Here is a 19,576-nt window from a genome sequence, read left to right as displayed (position 1 = left end):
CCGGGCGCGGCAGCAGCGGTACGAGAGCGAAGAGGGCGTCCCCCACCTGACGGGGGGCGCCCTCTTCGTGCGTGCGGCCGCCGGAACAGCGCTTGCTGTCGGCCCGTCGGATCAGGCCTTGCTGAGCTCCCAGAAGCGGAACACCGTGGAGGCGTCGAGGCAGTACTCGAGGCCGTAGACGTCGTCCCGGACGACGGCGTACTGCTTGGCCTGCCAGACCGGCAGGACGGGGACGTCCTTGGCGACGAGGTCCTGGAGCGTGCCGAAGTGTTCGTCCGTCGCGGCGCGGTCGGGCTGGGCGGCGGTCTCGGGGATGAGCGAGCCGGTGATCTTGTTGTTGTTGTAGTTGTTCTCCAGCACGTTGCCCTTGCCGAAGAAGGGGGCCGTGAAGTTGTCGGCGTCCGGGTAGTCCGGTACCCAGCCCTTGACGTACACGCCGTACTTGCCGGCGGCGATGTCCTTCTCGTACTGGTCGTAGGCCACGGACTTCACGTCGGCGTCGAACAGGCCGCTGGCGTTGAGCTGCCGGGCGATCGTCTTGAGTTCCTGGTCGGTGGCCGGGCCGTAGCGCGACGGGGTCGACCACAGGGTCAGCTTCACCTTGCCGGTGATGCCCTCGTCGGCGAGGGCGGCGGCGGCCTTGGACCGGGAGGGCTGGGCGCCGTAGGTGTCGAAGAAGGCCGTGTTGTGGCCCGCGATACCGGCCGGGATGATCGAGTAGAGCGGGGTCGCGGTGCCCTGGTAGACGTCGTGGATGAGGGCCTCGCGGTCGAGCAGGTAGGCCATCGCCTTGCGGACGCCGAGCCGGCCCGTGACCGGGTCGTTCATGTTGAAGACGAGGTGCTGGACCTCGGCGCTGGTGCCCTCGACGACCTCGACACCGGAGTCGGGTGAGGCCTTCTCGATGTCGGCGATGTCGCCCGCGCTCAGACCGCGGTAGGCGAGGTCGACCTTGTCGTCGGTGAGGGCGGTCTTCAGGGCGGCCTGGTCGCCGTGGAAGAACTTCAGGGTGACGCCGGAGTTCTGGGGCTCGGCGGTGCCCTTGTAGTTCTCGTTGACGGAGAAGACGGCCTGGTCGTCGTCGAACGAGTCCAGCTGGTAGGGGCCGGAGCCGAACGCCTTGCCGTCCTCGCGGAGGCCGTCGGCGTCGTACTGCGTGTGGTCGACGATGGAGCCGGCACCGGAGGCGATCTTGCTGGGGAAGGTCGCGTCGGGCGTGTTCAGCCGGAAGACGACGGTCTTCTCGTCCGGGGTCTCGACCTTGTCGAGCATCGGGAACATGATCGCGGGGCCGGCGTCGTCGTTGATCTTCAGAGTGCGGTCGAAGGAGAACTTGACGTCCTCGGAGGTGAGCGGGTCACCGTTGCTGAACTTGAGGCCGTCCTTGAGCGTGCACTCGTACACCCGGGTCCTGGTGTCGGTGAACTCGCAGCTCTTCGCTGCGTCCGGCTCCGGTTCCGTGCCGCCCTTGGGGAAGCTGAGCAGCGACTGGAAGACGTTGTTGAACAACAGCCAGGAGCCGGGGTCGTAGCCGGAGGCCGGGTCGGTGGCGAGGACGTCGTCGGACATCCCCATGACCACGGAGGAGCCGCCGGACCCGGAGTCCCCCGACTCCGTGCCGCAGCCGGTCAGCAGACCGGAGGCCAGCCCCGCCATGATCGGCAGGACCTGCCACTGGATGCGCTTGTTCACGAGCGAGTGCCTTGTCGTCGGTTCTTGTGGAATCCCGGGCCCGTCCGCCTGGACCCGGGGCGAAGGAGGCGTGGGCCGGTGGTCAGCCGCTCACGCCTGTGTCGAACGGCCGGTCAGCCGCTCACGCCCTTGCCGAGTTCCCACAGCTGCAGCGTCGAGGAGGAGTTGAGCGCGTAGGCGGTGCCCGTGACGTCGTCGCGCGCGGCGACGTACTGCTTGCCCTGCCACAGCGGCAGCACCGGGACGTCCTTGGCGACGATGTCCTGGATCTCGGTGAGGCTTCCGGACGCGGCGAGACGGTCGGCCTCGCGACGGGAGTCCGGGATCAGGGTGTTGCGGATCTGGCCGTTGCTGTAGGGCGAGCCGAGGAAGTTGTCCTTGTCGAGGAAGGGGGCGAGGTAGTTGTCCGCGTCGGGGAAGTCCGGGAACCAGCCCATGCCGTAGACGTCGTACTTGCCCTTCTGCTCGGCCGGGCGGAAGGTGTCCCAGAGTTCGCCCTTGATGGTGACGTCGAAGAGCCCGCTGGCGTTGAGCTGCCTCTGCAGGTCCTCGAACTCCTCCTTGGTGCCCGGCCCGTAGTGGTCGGTCGTGTAGTGGAGGGTCAGCTTCACCGGAGTGGTGATGTCGGCCTGGGCCAGCAGGGCCTTGGCCTTGGTGACGCTCGGGTCGCCGTACCGGTTGAAGAAGGAGTTGGAGTGGCCGGTGATGGTGGCCGGGACCAGCGAGAACAGCGGCTCGGCCTGGGTGCCGTAGACCTTGGAGACGAGTTCGCTGCGGTTGATGAGCTGGGCCATCGCCTGGCGCACGGCACGGGACTTCACGGTCGGCGCGTTGGTGTTGAAGGCGAGGTAGCGGATCTCCAGGCCGGCCATCTCGACGAGGTCGACGTTCCCGCCGGACTCGTTGGACATCTTCTGGATCTGCTGGGGCGACAGGGTGCGGGTGATGAGGTCGATGTCGCCCTTTTCGAGGGCGGTGCCCATGTCGTCGGCGTCCTCGTAGGAGCGCAGTTCGACCTTGTCGTTGTTCACCGTCAACGCCCCCTTGTAGTTGGGGTTCTTGGTGAACACGGCGTTGACGAGCACGTTGTTCTTGACGTCGGCCTTCATGGTGTACGGGCCGGAGCCGTCGACGTCGAAGCCGTCGCGGAGCTTGTTCTTCGCGTAGTCGTCGGGGTTGACGATGCCGGCGACCGGGGTCGACAGCTTGTACGGGAAGGTGGCGTCGGCGGTCTTGAGGTGGAAGATGACCTCGCGGTCGCCCTTGGTCTCGACGGTGTCGATGGTGGAGAGCAGGGCGAAGACGCCGGAGTCGGCCTTGATGGCGCGGGCGCGGTCGATGGAGTACTTCACGTCGGCCGCGGTGACGGCGTCGCCGTTGGCGAACTTCAGGCCGTCGCGCAGGGTGCAGACATAGCGTTCGTTGCCGCTGTCGCTGAAGCCGCAGGACTGGGCCGCCTCGGGCACGGGGTCGCCGTCGCCCTTGGGCTGGATCATCAGGGTCTGCACGGTCTGGCGCAGGACGTTCCAGGTGCCGACGTCGTAGGCGAAGGCCGGGTCGAGGGGCGCCGGAGCGTCCTTCGTCGCGGTGAACCGGTCCGTGGTGCCGACCCCGATCGCGTCGCCCCCGCCGCTGCCGCTGTCGGAACCGCCGCAGGCGGCGAGCACCGGCGCGAGCAGACCAATGACGGCCGGCAGCACCAAAGTCTTGCGGTTCATGCTCGAGTTTCTCCACAGCTGTTCAGTCCGTGTACCCGGCATGCAGGGGTGGTGCGGCCGATCACGGGGTTAGGGCGATGTTCTCACCAGGAGATTAGTCCGCACCTGCAGGAGGGTTCGCAGTCACGGGAGTTGGGCTTCCATCACACAGCGAAACCGGGTGTGGACGCACCGAAGGCCCGCCGGGGGAAGGATTGGTGCAGGGTTTCATCAATCGGGACACATGGGCGCGTCCGCGCCCCTCGAAGCGGGGCGTTCGGCACAGCCCGGGGCACCTGTCGAGAGCCTGTCGAGTGAAGAACCTCACACCCGTAAGGGGGGCGCCGACAGGTCGGAATTCGGCCGTCCGGCGCGCTTCGAATTCTTGCGACAGGGCCCTGGGGAATTACCCCGCTATCCGCGCTGCACGCTGGGTGAACAGCCGAGGCATTTCCGTCATCGAAGAGCGATCAAGCTCCGCAGAAATGTCAGGTCGACGTCTTCGAGCGACCCGACGACCGTGCGTCCGGGGGCCGGGGGGATGGGTGCCACGGAGGGCACGGCCACGACCTGGCAGCCGGCCGCCTCGGCTGCGGCGACACCGGTCGCGGTGTCCTCGACGACCGCGCATCGGGCGGGGTCCGCGTCGAGACCGGCGGCGGCGAACAGATACGGGTCCGGGTGCGGCTTGGTGCGCGGCACCTCGTCGCCGGCGACCGTGAGGGCGAAGTGCCGGTGGCCGAGGGCGTCGAGGACCCGGTCGATGATGCGCCGGTGCGAGGCGGAGACCAGGGCGGTGGGGATCCGGTGCGCGGACAGCTCGGCCAGCAGGCGGGTGGCGCCGGGCATCAGGGGCAGGGCGTGGCCGATCCGTTCCTCGAAGCCCTGGTTGAGCAGGACGCTGAGCTCGGGGAGGGTGATGTCGGCGCCGGTGGCCTCGATCAGGAAACCGGCGCTGCGGGTCATGGGGCCGCCGACCACGACATGGCGCCAGGAGTCGTCGAGGGTGTGGCCGAGGCGGGCGAAGACCTCCACCTCGACGTCCCACCAGAAGCCCTCGGTGTCCACCAGGGTGCCGTCCATGTCGAGGAGGACGGCCTGGAGGGCGGAGCCGTCTGCCGTACGGGTGATCGGCGCGGGGACCGTACTGGTCATCCACGTACCTCCTTGGGGGGACGAGCAGGCCGGTTCCCACGAAGGGAACCGGCCTGCGGTGGACCGACCAGTGTACGACTTATCCGATCAGTGTGCTCGCCGAACCGGAACGAGCCGGGCTCGGCCGTCTCAGCGGGCGTTGAAGTACTTCGCCTCCGGGTGGTGGATGACGATCGCGTCCGTGGACTGCTCGGGGTGGAGCTGGAACTCCTCGCTCAGCTGGACGCCGATGCGCTCGGGCCGGAGCAGGTCGGCGATCTTGGCGCGGTCCTCCAGGTTCGGGCAGGCGCCGTAGCCGAGGGAGAAGCGGGCGCCCCGGTACTTCAGGGCGAACATGTCCTCGACGTCGGCCGGGTCCTCGCCGGCGAAGCCGAGCTCGGAACGCACGCGCGCGTGCCAGTACTCGGCGAGCGCCTCGGCCAACTGGACGGACAGGCCGTGCAGTTCGAGGTAGTCGCGGTAGGCGTTGGCCTCGAAGAGCTTGGCGGTCTGCTCGCCGATCCGGGAGCCGACGGTGACGACCTGGAGGCCGACCACGTCGGTCTCCCCCGACTCCTCGGGGCGGAAGAAGTCGGCGAGGCAGAGCCGGCGGCCGCGGCGCTGGCGCGGGAAGGTGAAGCGGGTGCGCTCGTTGCCCTGCTCGTCCAGGATGATCAGGTCGTCGTCCTTGGACACGCAGGGGAAGTAGCCGTAGACGACGGCGGCTTCGAGGAGGTTCTCGGTCTGGAGCCGGTCCAGCAGTCCGCGCAGCCGGGGCCTGCCCTCGGTCTCGACGAGCTCCTCGTACGTGGGTCCCTCGCCGGTGCGGGCCTGCTTGAGCCCCCACTGGCCCTTGAAGAGGGCGCCCTCGTCGAGCCAGGAGGCGTACTCCTTGAGCTGGATGCCCTTGATGACGCGGGTGTCCCAGAACGGCGGGGTGGGCACCGGGTTGTCGGTGGCCACGTCGGAGCGGACATGCCCCTCTTCGGGCCGCTCCTCCTCCACCTGTACGGCGCTGGCGCGCACCCGGCGCTGCTTGAGCTCGGGCAGCTTGGCGCCGGGCACGCCCCGCTTGACGCCGATGAGGGCGTCCATGAGGCGCAGTCCCTCGAACGCGTCGCGGGCGTAGCGGACTTCGCCCTCGTAGATCTCGTGCAGGTCCTGTTCGACGTACGCCCGCGTCAGCGCGGCTCCGCCCAGGATGACCGGGAAGTCGGCGGCGAGGCCGCGCTGGTTGAGCTCCTCCAGGTTCTCCTTCATGATCACCGTGGACTTGACCAGGAGGCCGGACATGCCGATGACGTCGGCGCGGTGCTCGGCGGCGGCGTCCAGGATCGCGGAGACGGGCTGCTTGATGCCGAGGTTGACCACGTTGTAGCCGTTGTTGGACAGGATGATGTCGACGAGGTTCTTGCCGATGTCGTGGACGTCGCCGCGGACGGTGGCGAGCACGATGGTGCCCTTGCCGGCCTCGTCGCCCTCGACCTTCTCCATGTGCGGTTCGAGGTAGGCGACGGCGGTCTTCATGACCTCGGCGGACTGGAGGACGAACGGCAGCTGCATCTGGCCGGAGCCGAAGAGTTCGCCGACGACCTTCATGCCGTCCAGGAGGGTGTCGTTGACGATGTCGAGGGCGGGGCGGTCCGTCAGGGCCTCGTCGAGGTCGGCCTCCAGGCCGTTCTTCTCGCCGTCGATGATGCGGCGCTTGAGGCGCTCGTCCAGCGGCAGGGCGGCCAGTTCCTCGGCCCGGCCCGCCTTCAGGGACTTGGTGGTGGCGCCCTCGAACAGGGCCATCAGCTTCTGGAGGGGGTCGTAGCCCTCGGCGCGGCGGTCGTAGATGAGGTCCAGGGCGGTCTGGACCTCCTCCTCGGTGAAGCGGGCGATGGGCAGGATCTTCGACGCGTGCACGATCGCCGAGTCCAGGCCCGCCTTGGTGCACTCGTCGAGGAAGACCGAGTTGAGCAGGACGCGGGCGGCCGGGTTGAGGCCGAAGGAGATGTTGGACAGGCCCAGCGTGGTCTGGACGTCCGGGTGGCGGCGCTTGAGTTCGCGGATCGCCTCGATGGTGGCGACGCCGTCCTTGCGGGACTCCTCCTGACCGGTGCAGATGGTGAAGGTCAGGGTGTCGATGAGGATGTCCGACTCGTGGATGCCCCAGTTGCCGGTCAGGTCGTCGATGAGCCGTTCGGCGATCTCGACCTTCTTCTCCGGGGTGCGGGCCTGACCCTCCTCGTCGATGGTCAGCGCGATCAGCGCGGCGCCGTGCTCCTGGGCAAGCTTGGTGACCTTCGCGAAGCGGGACTCGGGGCCGTCGCCGTCCTCGTAGTTGACGGAGTTGATGACCGCGCGCCCGCCGAGCTTCTCCAGACCGGCCTGGATGACGGGGACCTCGGTGGAGTCCAGGACGATCGGCAGGGTGGAGGCGGTGGCGAAGCGGCCGGCGAGTTCCTTCATGTCCGCCACGCCGTCACGGCCCACGTAGTCCACGCAGAGGTCCAGCATGTGGGCGCCCTCGCGGATCTGCTCGCGGGCCATCTCCACACAGTCGTCCCAGCGGGCCTCCAGCATGGCCTCGCGGAACTTCTTCGAGCCGTTGGCGTTGGTGCGCTCACCGATCGCCAGGTAGGAGGTGTCCTGGCGGAAGGGGACCGTCTGGTACAGGGAGGCGGCGCCGGGCTCGGGCTGCGGGTTGCGCTCGGCGGGGGTGAGCTCGCGGACCCGCTCGACGACCTGGCGCAGGTGCTCGGGGGTGGTGCCGCAGCAGCCGCCGATCAGGGAGAGGCCGTAGTCGCGGACGAAGTTCTCCTGGGCGTCGGCCAGGCCCTCGGGGTCGAGCGGGAAGTGCGCGCCGTCCTTGGTGAGGATCGGCAGGCCCGCGTTCGGCATGCACAGCAGCGGGATGCGGGAGTGCCGGGCGAGGTAGCGCAGGTGCTCGCTCATCTCGGCGGGGCCGGTCGAGCAGTTCAGGCCGATCATGTCGATGCCGAGCGGCTCCAGCGCGGTCAGCGCGGCGCCGATCTCGGAGCCGAGCAGCATGGTGCCGGTGGTCTCGAACGCCATCGAGACGACCAGCGGCACATCCGCGCCGGTGGCCTCCAGCGCGCGGCGGGCGCCCAGTACGGAGGCCTTCGTCTGGAGGAGGTCCTGCGTGGTCTCGACGATCAGGGCGTCGGCGCCGCCCGCGAGCAGTCCCTCGACGTTGGCCTGGTAGCCGTCGCGGATCGTGGCGTAGTCGATGTGGCCGAGGGTGGGCAGCTTGGTGCCGGGGCCTACGGAGCCCAGGACCCAGCGCGGGCGGCCGTCGCGGGCGGTGTGATCGTCGGCCGCCTCACGGGCGATCCGGGCGCCCGCCTCGGACAGTTCGTGCACGCGGTCGGCGATGTCGTACTCCGACGCCGCCGTGTGGTTGGACCCGAAGGTGTTGGTCTCGACGCAGTCGACGCCCACCGCGAAGTACGCGTCGTGGACGGAACGGACGATGTCCGGGCGCGTCACGTTGAGGATCTCGTTGCAGCCTTCGAGGTTCTCGAAGTCCTCGAGGGTGGGGTCCTGCGCCTGCAGCATGGTGCCCATCGCTCCGTCGGCGACCACCACTCTGGTGGCGAGCGCCTCGCGGAGCGCGGACACACGGGTCCGGCTGTCGGCGGAAGGGGTCGGTGGCGACGAGGCCATGAAGGGGCTCCCTCAGTTGCGACGGCTGTCGGCTTCAGGCGCCCGCGCGTCGTCCGACGCCGGGCGCACCACGCCAGGGTAGCCGGGTCGTCGCGAGGATGGTCGGCACGTCCACGGGACGGACGAAGGTGGCGGGCAGGTCACCGGCGGGATACCAGTGACGCAACAGATCTCGACCGACCATTAGCGGGAGATCGGCATGGACCGGTAGTGTTCGGCATTGCCGAACAGCGGCAGCGACGCCGTAACACTCGGCAGTCGAAGGGGACGGAGGCAGCACGGCGATGGCACGGAACATCCAGTCGCTCGAACGGGCGGCCGCGATGCTGCGGCTCCTCGCGGGCGGCGAGCGGAGACTCGGCCTGTCGGACATCGCCTCGTCCCTGGACCTGGCCAAGGGCACCGCGCACGGCATCCTGCGCACCCTCCAGGCGGAGGGGTTCGTGGAGCAGGACGAGGCCTCCGGGCGGTACCAGCTGGGCGCCGAGCTGCTGCGCCTGGGGACCACCTACCTGGACGTGCACGAGTTGCGCGCGCGTGCGCTCGTGTGGACCGACGACCTGGCCCGTTCCAGCGGCGAGAGCGTCCATCTGGGTGTGCTGCACCAGCAGGGCGTGCTGATCGTGCACCACGTCTTCCGGCCCGACGACAGCCGGCAGGTGCTGGAGATCGGGGCCATGCAGCCCCTGCACTGCACGGCGCTCGGCAAGGTGCTCTCGGCGTACGACCCGGTCGCGCACAGCGAGGCGCTGGAGAGCGACCGCAAGGCGTTCACCGAACGGACCGTGTGCGACCTGGAGGACTTCGAGCAGCTCCTGGACGTCACACGCGCGCGTGGGTACGCGGCGGACGTCGAGGAGACCTGGGAGGGCGTGGCGTCCATCGCGGCGCCCATCCACGACCGGCGGCGGATGCCGGTCGGCGCGGTCGGCATCACGGGCGCCGTGGAGCGGCTGTGCCGGCCCGACGAGGACGGCGCGCTGCGCCCCGAGCTGATCGCGGCGGTGCGGGACTGCGCCCGCGCGGTCTCGCGGGACCTGGGCGCCGGGCGGTTCTGAGGACCGCAGGTCAGGGCTGGTACGTCGGTGACGTGCCGGCCCTTCGTCGTACCCAGACACAACGGCATAAATCGGCGGAACAAGATCGTTGACTCACGGCCGTCAATAACGATCGTGTTTTCGACAACAGAACTCTTGACGTGCGCGTAACCCCGGAGCAAGACTCCCGTCCATCGGTCGGCATTGTCGAACACCTACCGGCAATACGCGCTAGAGTGTGACAACGCCAAGGGCCGGCATCGCTCTCACCCCGAGAGCAGCTCGAACCTCCGGAGGGACCCGGGGTTCGGTCCCCTGGACGAAGGACAAAGGAGTCGCGGGTGTCCAGCTCCGACATCTTCATCGGCGAGACCATCGGTACCGCCATACTCATCCTGCTCGGCGGTGGCGTGTGCGCCGCCGTCACGCTGAAGGCCTCCAAGGCCCGCAACGCCGGCTGGCTCGCCATCACCTTCGGGTGGGGTTTCGCCGTTCTGACGGCTGTCTACACCTCGGCGCCGCTCTCGGGCGCCCACCTCAACCCGGCCGTGACCCTGGCGCTCGCGCTCAAGAAGGACGGCATCTCCTGGAGCGACGTCCCGATCTACTGGGGCGGGCAGCTGCTCGGCGCCATGATCGGTGCGGCGCTGGTCTGGGTGGCCTACTACGGCCAGTTCCACGCGCACCTGACCGACAAGGAGATCGTCGGCGCTCCGGGCGCGCAGGCCACGACCGCCAAGGCCGTCGAGGCACAGGAGAAGGGCGCGGGCCCGGTGCTCGGCATCTTCTCCACCGGCCCCGAGGTCCGGGTCGCCTGGCAGAACGTCGCCACGGAGGTCATCGGCACGATCGTGCTCGTGCTGGCCGTCCTGACGCAGGGTCTCAACGGCGACGGCAAGGGCCTGGGCACCCTGGGCGCCCTGATCACCGCGTTCGTGGTGGTCTCGATCGGTCTGTCCCTCGGTGGCCCGACCGGCTACGCGATCAACCCGGCCCGTGACCTCGGTCCGCGCATCGTGCACGCCCTCCTGCCCCTGCCCAACAAGGGTGGCTCCGACTGGGCCTACGCCTGGGTCCCGATCGCCGGTCCGCTGATCGGCGCGGCGATCGCCGCAGGCATCTACAACATCGCTTTCGCTTAGAACATCTCAAGCGGTCGTACAGCAAAGCAGTCGTAGAGCAGTCGTAGACCGTCCCTCACTCACGGAACCCCAGGAGCACACAGTGACCGACGCCCACACCGCCGGCCCCTTCATCGCCGCCATCGACCAGGGCACCACCTCCAGCCGCTGCATCGTCTTCGACCGGGACGGACGTATCGTCTCCGTCGACCAGAAGGAGCACGAGCAGATCTTCCCGAAGCCGGGCTGGGTCGAGCACAACGCCACCGAGATCTGGACCAACGTCCAGGAAGTCGTCGCCGGAGCCGTCCAGAAGGCCGGCATCACCCGCGACGACATCAAGGCCATCGGCATCACCAACCAGCGCGAGACCACGCTGCTGTGGGACAAGAACACCGGTGAGCCCGTCCACAACGCCATCGTCTGGCAGGACACCCGCACCGACGCGCTGTGCCGGGAGCTCGGTCGCAACGTCGGCCAGGACCGCTTCCGCCGCGAGACGGGCCTGCCGCTCGCCTCCTACTTCGCCGGCCCGAAGGCCCGCTGGCTGCTCGACAACGTCGAGGGCCTGCGCGAGCGCGCCGAGCGCGGCGACATCCTCTTCGGCACCATGGACAGCTGGGTCATCTGGAACCTGACCGGTGGTGTCGACGGCGGCAAGCACTACACCGACGTCACCAACGCCTCCCGCACCATGCTGATGAACCTCCGCACGCTGGAGTGGGACGAGAAGATCGCCGAGTCCATCGGCGTGCCGCTGTCGATGCTCCCGGAGATCCGCTCCTCCGCCGAGGTCTACGGCGAGGTCAGCGGCGGCAAGCTGGGCGACCTGCTCGGCGGCATCCCGGTCGCCTCGGCGCTCGGCGACCAGCAGGCGGCCCTGTTCGGCCAGACCTGTTTCGCCGAGGGCGAGGCCAAGTCGACGTACGGCACCGGCACGTTCATGCTGATGAACACCGGTGACAAGATCATCAACTCGTACTCGGGGCTGCTGACGACCGTCGGCTACCGCATCGGCGACGAGGCGCCGGTCTACGCCCTGGAGGGCTCGATCGCCGTCACCGGTTCGCTGGTGCAGTGGATGCGCGACCAGATGGGCCTGATCTCCACCGCCGCCGAGATCGAGACGCTCGCGCTCTCGGTCGAGGACAACGGCGGCGCGTACTTCGTGCCCGCCTTCTCCGGACTCTTCGCCCCCTACTGGCGCCCGGACGCCCGCGGTGTGATCGCCGGCCTCACCCGGTACGTCACCAAGGCGCACATCGCGCGCGCCGTCCTGGAGGCCACCGCCTGGCAGACCCGTGAGATCAGCGACGCCATGACCAAGGACTCCGGCGTCGAACTCGCGGCCCTCAAGGTCGACGGCGGCATGACCTCCAACAACCTGCTGATGCAGACGCTCTCGGACTTCCTCGACGCCCCCGTGGTGCGTCCGATGGTCGCCGAGACCACCTGCCTCGGTGCCGCCTACGCCGCCGGTCTCGCCGTCGGCTTCTGGACCAGCACCGACGACCTGCGCGCCAACTGGCGCCGGGCCGCCGAGTGGACCCCCAACATGGCCGCGGAGAAGCGCGACCGTGAGTACAAGAGCTGGCTCAAGGCCGTCGAGCGGACCATGGGCTGGCTCGAGGACGACGAGAGCTGAGCACCACCCTCAACAGCTCTGACGAGGAGTAAGAACCCCACATGACCAGTCAGTCCACCCTGCAGTCCGTGCCTGCCCTCGGTACGCACCCGGCCTCCGGCTCCCACCCGAGCCGCGCCGAGACCCGGGAGCAGCTCTCCAAGGCGTCGTACGACCTCCTCGTGATCGGCGGCGGCATCCTGGGCATCTCCACCGCCTGGCACGCCGCGCAGTCCGGCCTCAGGGTGGCACTGGTCGACGCCGGCGACTTCGCCGGCGCCACCTCCTCCGCCTCCTCCAAGCTGCTCCACGGCGGTCTGCGCTATCTGCAGACCGGCGCGGTGAGGCTGGTGGCGGAGAACCACTTCGAGCGCCGTGCGGTCTCCCGCCAGGTGGCCCCCCACCTGGCGAACCCGCTCACCTTCTACCTCCCCGTGTACAAGGGCGGGCCGCACGGCGCCGCGAAGCTCGGGGCGGGCGTCTTCGCCTACTCCGCGCTCTCGGCGTTCGGTGACGGCGTCGGACACCTCCTGTCCCCCTCCAGGGCGGCGCAGGACGTGCCCGAGCTGCGGACCGAGAACCTCAAGGCCGTGGCCGTGTACGGCGACGACCAGATGAACGACGCGCGCATGGCGCTGATGACGGTCCGCGCGGCCGTCGAGGCGGGCGCGGTCGTGCTGAACCACGCCGAGGTGACCGGGCTCCGGTTCACCAGGGGCCGGGTGACCGGCGCGGACCTGCGCGACCGGCAGTCCGGCGACGAGTTCGGCGTGAACGCCCGGCTCGTGCTGAACGCGACCGGGCCGTGGGTCGACCACCTGCGCAAGATGGAGGACCCGAACGCGGCGCCGTCCATCCGCCTGTCCAAGGGCGCCCACCTCGTCCTGAAGCGGACCTCGCCGTGGAAGGCCGCGCTGGCCACCCCGATCGACAAGTACCGGATCACCTTCGCGCTGCCCTGGGAGGACATGCTCCTGCTCGGCACCACGGACGAGGAATTCGAGGGCGACCCGGCGGACGTCGCGGTCACGGAGAAGGACACGGCCCAGATACTCGACGAGGCCGCGTTCTCCGTCCGTGACCAGCAGCTCTCCAGGGACCTGATCACGTACTCCTTCGCGGGTCTGCGGGTGCTGCCGGGCGGTCCCGGTGACACGGCCAAGGCCAAGCGCGAGACCGTGGTGACGGAGGGCCGTGGCGGCATGCTGTCGGTCGCGGGCGGCAAGTGGACGACCTTCCGGCACATCGGCCGTACGGTCATGCAGAAGCTGGAGGCGCTGCCGGGCGCCCCGCTCGGTGACGACTTCGAGCCGATCTCCGCCCTGCCGAAGAGGCTCCCGCTTCCCGGTGTCGCCAACCCGCGCGCGGTCGCACACCGCCTGCTGGTGGACAACCCGGCACCGGGTCCGCGCATGGCCGCCGACACGGCGAAGCACCTGGCGACCCACTACGGCTCGCTCGCCTTCGACATCGCGCGCCTGGCCAACGAGAACCCGGAGCTGGGCGAGCGGGTCCACCCCGACGCCCCGGAGATCTGGGCGCAGGTCGTGTACGCCCGGGACCACGAGTGGGCCGAGACGCCGGACGACGTGCTGCGCCGCCGGACGACGCTGACGATCCGGGGCCTGGCCACGGACGAGGTCCGCGCGAAGGTCCAGGACCTGCTCGACAAGAAGTAGCCCGTACGCCAGGACCGGGGCGGCTCCTCACCGAGGGGCCGCCCCGGTCGCGTGCCGGGAAAAGGGCGGGCACGCGGGTCCGTGCCCTGTCTACGGTACGGCTGTGACGATCACCGACGCCGAGATGGCCGCCCTGCTCGCCCCCGGGGGCTTCCGCTTCCTGCGCCGCCTGGCCGACGACGAGGTCCCGCCCGTCCCGACGCCGCCCGACCGGGGAGCGGCGAGCTGTCTGCGCGAGCACGGACGGATCGACTCTGCGCCGGTGGACATCGACGATCCGGATCTGCCGGCCAAGGTGCGGGCCGGCTGGCATGACATGGCCGTCGAGTACGGACTCCTCGACGACGGTCGCGAGTTCCTGCTCGGCGTCGACTACTCGGACCCCGAGGACGTCGACAGCGAGTGGGCGTGGGCCCGCGTGCGGCTTCTCGACGAGTGGGAACTGGGCGGTGGTGACGACGGTCCGCTGCCCCTGTGGATGCGGTTCTACATGGGCCGAAGGTTCGTCCCGGAGTTCACCGTGATGAGCCTCGACGGCCGGCTGCTGATGAACACCACCCTGTGGGGCAACGGGACGGTCAGCACCATCGTCATCTGTCCGTCGCGACTACTGCCCTGACGTCGTCCGGCGTCGCCAACTCCGCGCGGCGCACGATCAGTTCACGGCCGATCAGCAAGGCCCTGCGGGATGCCTCCACCGGGTCCTCGAGTGTGGTCAGGTCCGTCAGGTGGGCGTAGCCGATGATTCTGCGGATGATCTCCGTGCCCGCGAAGCCCAGGGATTCCGTCCAGACCTTGCGCAGGAAGCGGTCCAGGTAGGCGTCGTCGAAGAAGGTGTCGACCCTCGTGGGCCACAGGGCACGGAACTCCGACTCGAACGCCTCCCAGGACAGGCGGAGTTGGTCGGCGTGGTCCGTCAAGCGGCCCAAGGTGCGCGCTCGTTCCTCCGAGACCAGGGCGTTGGCCCAGTACAGGCCGAGGTCGAAGCCGATCGGGCCCACGAAGGAGAACTCGGGGTCGAAAACGCGGACGACCGGGGCGCCTTCGCGGGTGCCGACCATGACGCTGCCCGAGTGGAGGTCGCCGTGGAGAAGGGACTGGGCGCTGGTCATGAAGACGTGGCGGAGGTCGGCGACCTCGGTGCGCAGCCGCACGTCGGCGCGGAACTGCGCCGCCAGGTCGGCCACTCCCTCGTGCCAGTGGTTGTGCTCGTGCTCGATGTACGGCTCGGAGAGGACCACGTCCTCGGTGATCTTGCAGAGCTCCGGGTTGACCGAGGCCGCGATCAGCGCCTTGCGCTCGGCGGACGGCATGCCGAAGTCGCTGGTGGAGAAGGCGAGTCGGGCCACCAGGCGGCCGATCTGCGACGAGGTGTGGGGGCCGTAGGAGGCGCCCGCGTTGAGGACCGTGCGCAGGACCTCCAGGTCGGAGAGGTCCTCCATGACGAGGGCGTAGTTCTCGGGGTCGTAGCCGTGGATCGCCGGGATCTCGTCGGGGGCGACCTTGGCGAGCTGCTCGTAGGCGCGGGCCTCGGCGTTCGCCCGGTCGGGGCTCAGCGGCCAGGAGGGACCCGCGACCCGCACCCAGGGCAGCGCCTGCTTGAGGGCTACGCTGCGGGTCCCGGCGGCGTCGGAGGCGAGGAAGACCCGGTTGACGTTGCCGTCGGAGACCTCCCGTACGGCGATGTCGTCCAGGTCCTCCCAGTGGCCGCGCTCACGCAGGTACGCCGGGATGTCGCCGGTCTCCAGGATGCGGTAACCCATCGTGAACTCCCCTATGCGGTGCGGCGCTTGGACAAGGTGAAGCTGAAGACCAGGGCGAGGATGAGGACCGCGCCCTCGACCACGTCCTGGGTGTAGTAGGGCAGTCCCTTGATGGTCAGGCCGGTGGTGATGATGCCGATGAGCACCGCGCCGAGGGCCGTGCCCCAGACGTTGGGGCGGCCCCGGCCGAGGACGGACGTGCCGACCAGCGCCACGGCCACCGCCTCCAGAAGCTGCGAGGTACCGGCGGAGACATCGCCCTGGCCGATGCGCGACGCCAGGATCAACCCGCCGATCGAGGCGAGGACGCCGGAGAGGACGTAGGCGAGGGCCCGGTACGCGCCCACCCGGATGCCGGCCAGGCGGGAGGCCTCGGGGTTGGCGCCGATCGCGTAGAGCACCCGGCCCCAGCGGGTGCGGGCGAGGAAGACCCAGGCGGCGATGGTCAGGCCGCCGAAGACGAGCACCGAGATCGGGATGCCGAGGACCGTCCCGCGGTCGATCTTCAGGAAGCCCGCGGTGAACCTGCCGGGCGCGGTCGAGCCGTCGTCCATCGTCATGCCGGGGGTGATGGACTGCCCGTCGACCAGGATGAGCTTGCTGCCCTGGATCACGAACATGGTGCCGAGGGTGGCGAGCATGTCGGGGATCTTCAGTACGACGATCAGCAGCGCGTTGAGCAGGCCCGCGAGGGCGCCCGCCGCGAGCACCGCGATGATCGCGACCGTGCCGACCTGGTTGAAGACGACCATCGTCTGGGCGGCGACCGAGACGCCGAGGCCCGCGACCGCGCCGACGGACATGTCCATCCCGCCGACGGCCATGGTGAGGGTGACGCCGAGGCCGAGGATCGCGGCGACGGAGACGTAGCGGAGGGTGTCGAGGAGGGTCGCCGACTCGCGGAAGGAGCCCTCGCTCAGCGCGAAGTACAGGAACAGCGCGACCGTGACGAAGATGAAGCCGTACTTGATGACGGCGTTCTGGACCCGTACGGCGGTGCTGGTGGCGGGCGGGAGCGCCGCCTTCGTGGGGACTTCCGTGCTCTGGGTGGTGGTCATGGCGTAGTTCCTCAGGGAGCCGGGGTCACACGGACGCCGAGATGGTCTGGATGACACGGTCGCGTTCCGCGTCCTCGCCGTAGGCGTCGAGGTGGATCTCACCGGCGGCGAGCACGACGACCCGGTCGGCGATCTCCAGGATTTCGTCGACGTCGGCGGACAGGACGAGCACGGCGGCGCCCTCGGCGGCGAGGGACCGGGCGCGGCGGCCGATGTCACGGCGGGCGCCGATGTCCACGCCTCGGAACGGCTCGTCCAGAATGAGGACGCGGGGTGTCTCGGCGAGCCAGCGGCCGACGACGACCTTCTGCTGGTTGCCGCCGGACAGCTCCTCCACGGTGCTGTGTTCGTCGCGGGCGACGACACCGAGGTTCTCGATGGTGTCGCGGCCGAGGGCGTCCTCCTTGGCCGTGTTCATCAGTCCCGTCCGGGACAGCGATCTCAGGAACGGCAGCGAGACGTTCCGGGCCAGCGACCAGCCGGGGACGAGCGCGTCGGCATGCCGGTCCTCCGGGACCAGGTGGACGCCGGCCCGGATCGCGTCGGAGGGCCGCTTGGGCCGGTACGGCCTGCCGTCCAGTGCGACGGAACCGGTGGTGAAGGGCTCGGCGCCGAACAGGCCGCGGGCCAGCTCGGTCTTGCCGGCACCCAACAGGCCCACGATGCCGGTGACTTCGCCGGTGCGCAGGTCGAGGTCGAGGGGATCGCGGCCCTCGAAGAGCCGCACGCCCCGCAGCGAGAGGGCGACCTCGCCTTCGGCGCCTTCCCGGACCGGTCGTGCCGTGGTCGCCTCCCGCGCCTGCCGGGCCGGCCGTTGTTGCAGCATCGCGCGCAGGGCCGCGTCCCAGTCGAAGGGCTTGGCCTGGTCCTCGGTGAGACGGCCGTCTCGCAGGACGACCAGGCGGTCGGCGAGCGCGTCGATCTCGCCGAGGCGGTGGGAGACGTAGAGGACCGCGATGCCGTCGTCGCGCATCCTCTCGACGAGCGCGAAGAGGCGTTCGGCCTCGGCGGCGGACAGGGCCGAGGTCGGTTCGTCGAGGATGAGCAGCCGGGGGCGGGTGGCCAGGGCGCGGGCGAGGATCAGCAACTGGCGGTCGGAGATGCCGAGTTCGATGACATCCCGCCGGAGCAGGGCATCACTCCAGCCGAGATCGAGGCCGGCCTGGATCTCCCGGGCGCGCGCCAGTACCCGGCGCCCGTTCAGGAACGGGTTGCCGCGTGCCTGCGCCAGCTCCTCGAAGACCAGGTTCTCCGCGACCGAGAGCCCCGGCACGATGCCCTCGCCGATGCGCTGGTGCACGGTCTGGACGCCCAACTGGCGGGCGGCGAGCGGGGACTGGAGAGCGGCGGGCTCCCCGGCGACCCGCACCTCTCCCCCGTGGTCGGTGTGCACGCCCGACAGGATCTTGATCAGCGTGGACTTGCCGGCCCCGTTCGCGCCGAGCAGCGCGACCACGCTGCCCGGGGCGATGTCGAGGGTGACCGAGGCGAGCACGGTCTTGCCGCCGAAGGCCATGCTGACGTCGGTGAGACCGACCGCAGGCGTCTCAGTGGGCGACATTCGCGATCCAGTCCGCGGTCGACACCTGCGACAGGTTCAGTGCGGGCAGCGCCTGACGCAGCTGGTCCATGTTCTCGATCTTCTTCGCGCGCAGGAAGTCCTGGGTGATGGCGACGGCCGGGAACTCCACCGAGGTCTTGTTCAGCTGACCGGCCAGCTCCAGGGCGGTCGTACGGACGACGGCCGCGCCGACGGCGGACGGGTCGGTGCCGGCCGTGGCCACCCACGGGCTGTCGGCGGCGGTCATCTGCTGGATGTCGGCGTTGGAGACGTCCGCGCCGAAGACCTTCACCTTGTCCTGGAGCTTCTTGTTCTGGACGGCGAGGACGGTGCCCTTGGCGAGTTCGTCATAGGGGGCGAAGACGCCGCTCACCCCCGCGTGCTGGGTGAGCGCGGCGGAGACCAGGGGGACGTTGTCGGTGGCCGTGGAGTCGGTGACCTTGCCGACCTTGAACTGCTGCTTCCAGCCCTGGGCGGCGACCTCCTTCGCCCAGACGGTGTTCCGCTTGTCGAGGGCCGCGTAGCCGGCGACGTTGACGTAGCCGACCTCGGCGTTCTTGCCGAGATCCTTGGCCATCACGTCGAGGACGGCCTGGGCCATGCTGGCGTCGTCCTGCTCGGTGCTGACCACTCCCTTCGTGGAGGTCTCCACGTCGTAGACCACGACCTTGATGCCCTTCTTCACCGCCTTGTCGATCTCCGGCTGGATCGTCGCCGGGAAGCCGTGATCGATGATGATCGCCTTGGCGCCGGAGTTGATCGCGGAGGAGAGGTCGGTGGCCTGCTTGGCATTATCGGCCTGGGCGTCGTAGACCGTCAGGTCGATACCGAGGGCCTTGGCCTGGGCCTTGGCGCCGTTGCCCCACTGCTCGAAGTAGTCGCCGGCGCCGCTCTGCCGGACCAGGGCCACCTTGACCGCGCCCGCGCTGAAGGGGGCGGGCTTCTTGCCGGTGGCGGCCGAGGCGGAGGCGGCGGCGTCGCCGGTGTTCTTGGACGCGTCCGTGGACTGCGAGCAGCCCGAGAGCACGAGGGCGGAGACGGACGCGAGGGAGAGCGCGGCGAGGGGAAGACGGATACGGGACATGAGGGGCTCCAGGTACGGGGTGGCGCGAAGGGATGAAGGGGGTGCTTGGCCCGGAGCAGGAAGAAAGGAATGCGCCACCGCACGGAAGGGGGGCAGGCAGGCCGGGGCTCCGGAAGGGGTCAGCGACAGCTGGCTGTGGTCGACCGGAGCAAGTCCACGTACAGCCGCCGCACGAGCAGCAGCGTCTTCATACGCAGATCATGGGAACGTTTTCAGCCAGACGTCAAAGATATGGAACCGCTTTCTCATCAAGTGAGACAACGACTACGTCACACCCGGCCCTGGTCACGGCCGGAGTTACCATCACAGGACCGGCACCCGACCCGGCACAGTGAGGCCCCCATGACGACACCTGGCGCGAAAGCGATGCACATGCCCTGCATGCGCCGCTGTTGCAGCGCGCTGTGTCGCGGCTGACCGACCGCTGCCGGTCACCCTTCGCCGCCCCCTTTCC

13 protein-coding genes are annotated in these 19,576 nt (G+C 69.5%); 5 read left to right on the top strand and 8 right to left on the bottom strand.

The genetic code is table 11. The features are described 5' to 3' along the window. Positions 1–111 precede the first annotated feature (111 nt). The 4 genes from D1369_RS32945 to metH form a co-directional block, all read right to left on the bottom strand. Positions 112–1,692, bottom strand: a complete 1,581-nt coding sequence (locus D1369_RS32945; protein ID WP_007380872.1) for an ABC transporter substrate-binding protein — start codon at positions 1,690–1,692, stop codon at positions 112–114. 113 nt (positions 1,693–1,805) lie between these two features. Then, a complete protein-coding gene (locus D1369_RS32940) occupies positions 1,806–3,410 on the bottom strand; it encodes an ABC transporter substrate-binding protein (protein ID WP_007380873.1) in 1,605 nt (534 codons plus the stop codon). A 435-nt stretch (positions 3,411–3,845) separates the two neighbouring features. Further along, complete coding sequence (locus tag D1369_RS32935) at positions 3,846–4,544, bottom strand: HAD family phosphatase (RefSeq protein WP_007380874.1); 699 nt, start codon at positions 4,542–4,544, stop codon at positions 3,846–3,848. Between the two features lie 129 nt (positions 4,545–4,673). Next, the gene (gene metH, locus D1369_RS32930; protein WP_007380875.1) at positions 4,674–8,195 is read right to left on the bottom strand and encodes a methionine synthase; all 3,522 of its coding nucleotides are present in this window, start codon (positions 8,193–8,195) and stop codon (positions 4,674–4,676) included. A 284-nt stretch (positions 8,196–8,479) separates the two neighbouring features. Here metH and D1369_RS32925 point away from each other — a divergent pair, with 284 nt between their 5' ends. The 5 genes from D1369_RS32925 (at position 8,480) to D1369_RS32905 (ending at position 14,275) form a co-directional block, all read left to right on the top strand. Next, entirely contained in the window at positions 8,480–9,253 is a 774-nt protein-coding gene (locus D1369_RS32925; RefSeq protein WP_118082766.1) for an IclR family transcriptional regulator, read from the top strand. Positions 9,254–9,573: 320 nt separating this feature from the next. After that, complete coding sequence (locus D1369_RS32920; RefSeq protein WP_007380876.1) at positions 9,574–10,374, top strand: MIP/aquaporin family protein; 801 nt, start codon at positions 9,574–9,576, stop codon at positions 10,372–10,374. A gap of 82 nt (positions 10,375–10,456) precedes the next feature. Beyond that, entirely contained in the window at positions 10,457–11,998 is a 1,542-nt protein-coding gene (gene glpK / locus D1369_RS32915; RefSeq protein WP_007380877.1) for a glycerol kinase GlpK, read from the top strand. Between the two features lie 41 nt (positions 11,999–12,039). Next, positions 12,040–13,656 (top strand): glycerol-3-phosphate dehydrogenase/oxidase, encoded by a 1,617-nt coding sequence (locus tag D1369_RS32910; RefSeq protein WP_007380878.1) that lies wholly within the window; start codon positions 12,040–12,042, stop codon positions 13,654–13,656. A gap of 103 nt (positions 13,657–13,759) precedes the next feature. Then, complete coding sequence (locus D1369_RS32905) at positions 13,760–14,275, top strand: hypothetical protein (RefSeq protein ID WP_007380879.1); 516 nt, start codon at positions 13,760–13,762, stop codon at positions 14,273–14,275. Here D1369_RS32905 and mtnK read toward each other — a convergent pair. The 4 genes from mtnK to D1369_RS32885 are packed head-to-tail and all read right to left on the bottom strand — an operon-like array spanning position 14,247 to position 19,122. Then, positions 14,247–15,419: an S-methyl-5-thioribose kinase gene (mtnK, locus tag D1369_RS32900; protein ID WP_007380880.1), complete on the bottom strand. Its 1,173-nt coding sequence runs from the start codon at positions 15,417–15,419 to the stop codon at positions 14,247–14,249. The two genes, D1369_RS32905 and mtnK, sit on opposite strands and share 29 nt — an antisense overlap. Before the next feature lie 11 nt (positions 15,420–15,430). After that, entirely contained in the window at positions 15,431–16,477 is a 1,047-nt protein-coding gene (locus D1369_RS32895) for an ABC transporter permease (protein WP_007380881.1), read from the bottom strand. A 25-nt stretch (positions 16,478–16,502) separates the two neighbouring features. Next, positions 16,503–18,038: a sugar ABC transporter ATP-binding protein gene (locus tag D1369_RS32890; protein ID WP_007380882.1), complete on the bottom strand. Its 1,536-nt coding sequence runs from the start codon at positions 18,036–18,038 to the stop codon at positions 16,503–16,505. Beyond that, entirely contained in the window at positions 18,025–19,122 is a 1,098-nt protein-coding gene (locus D1369_RS32885; protein ID WP_007380883.1) for a substrate-binding domain-containing protein, read from the bottom strand. The genes D1369_RS32890 and D1369_RS32885 overlap by 14 nt, the downstream gene beginning before the upstream one ends. Positions 19,123–19,576: the final 454 nt, after the last annotated feature.

The sequence above is a fragment of the Streptomyces sp. CC0208 genome (genome assembly GCF_003443735.1).
Classification (GTDB): domain Bacteria; phylum Actinomycetota; class Actinomycetes; order Streptomycetales; family Streptomycetaceae; genus Streptomyces; species Streptomyces sviceus.
The sequence above is the reverse complement of the archived record's forward strand: the minus strand, read 5'-3'. Positions and strand labels throughout refer to the sequence as shown.

What these genes read in the sequence shown, in the direction of transcription:
- D1369_RS32910 (WP_007380878.1), top strand. Translation starts at nt 12,040, where the DNA reads ATGACCAGTCAGTCCACCCTGCAGTCCGTGCCTGCCCTCGGTACGCAC.
- D1369_RS32885 (WP_007380883.1), bottom strand. Translation starts at nt 19,122, where the DNA reads ATGTCCCGTATCCGTCTTCCCCTCGCCGCGCTCTCCCTCGCGTCCGTC.
- D1369_RS32890 (WP_007380882.1), bottom strand. Translation starts at nt 18,038, where the DNA reads ATGTCGCCCACTGAGACGCCTGCGGTCGGTCTCACCGACGTCAGCATG.
- D1369_RS32895 (WP_007380881.1), bottom strand. Translation starts at nt 16,477, where the DNA reads ATGACCACCACCCAGAGCACGGAAGTCCCCACGAAGGCGGCGCTCCCG.
- D1369_RS32925 (WP_118082766.1), top strand. Translation starts at nt 8,480, where the DNA reads ATGGCACGGAACATCCAGTCGCTCGAACGGGCGGCCGCGATGCTGCGG.
- D1369_RS32935 (WP_007380874.1), bottom strand. Translation starts at nt 4,544, where the DNA reads ATGACCAGTACGGTCCCCGCGCCGATCACCCGTACGGCAGACGGCTCC.
- D1369_RS32940 (WP_007380873.1), bottom strand. Translation starts at nt 3,410, where the DNA reads ATGAACCGCAAGACTTTGGTGCTGCCGGCCGTCATTGGTCTGCTCGCG.
- metH (WP_007380875.1), bottom strand. Translation starts at nt 8,195, where the DNA reads ATGGCCTCGTCGCCACCGACCCCTTCCGCCGACAGCCGGACCCGTGTG.
- mtnK (WP_007380880.1), bottom strand. Translation starts at nt 15,419, where the DNA reads ATGGGTTACCGCATCCTGGAGACCGGCGACATCCCGGCGTACCTGCGT.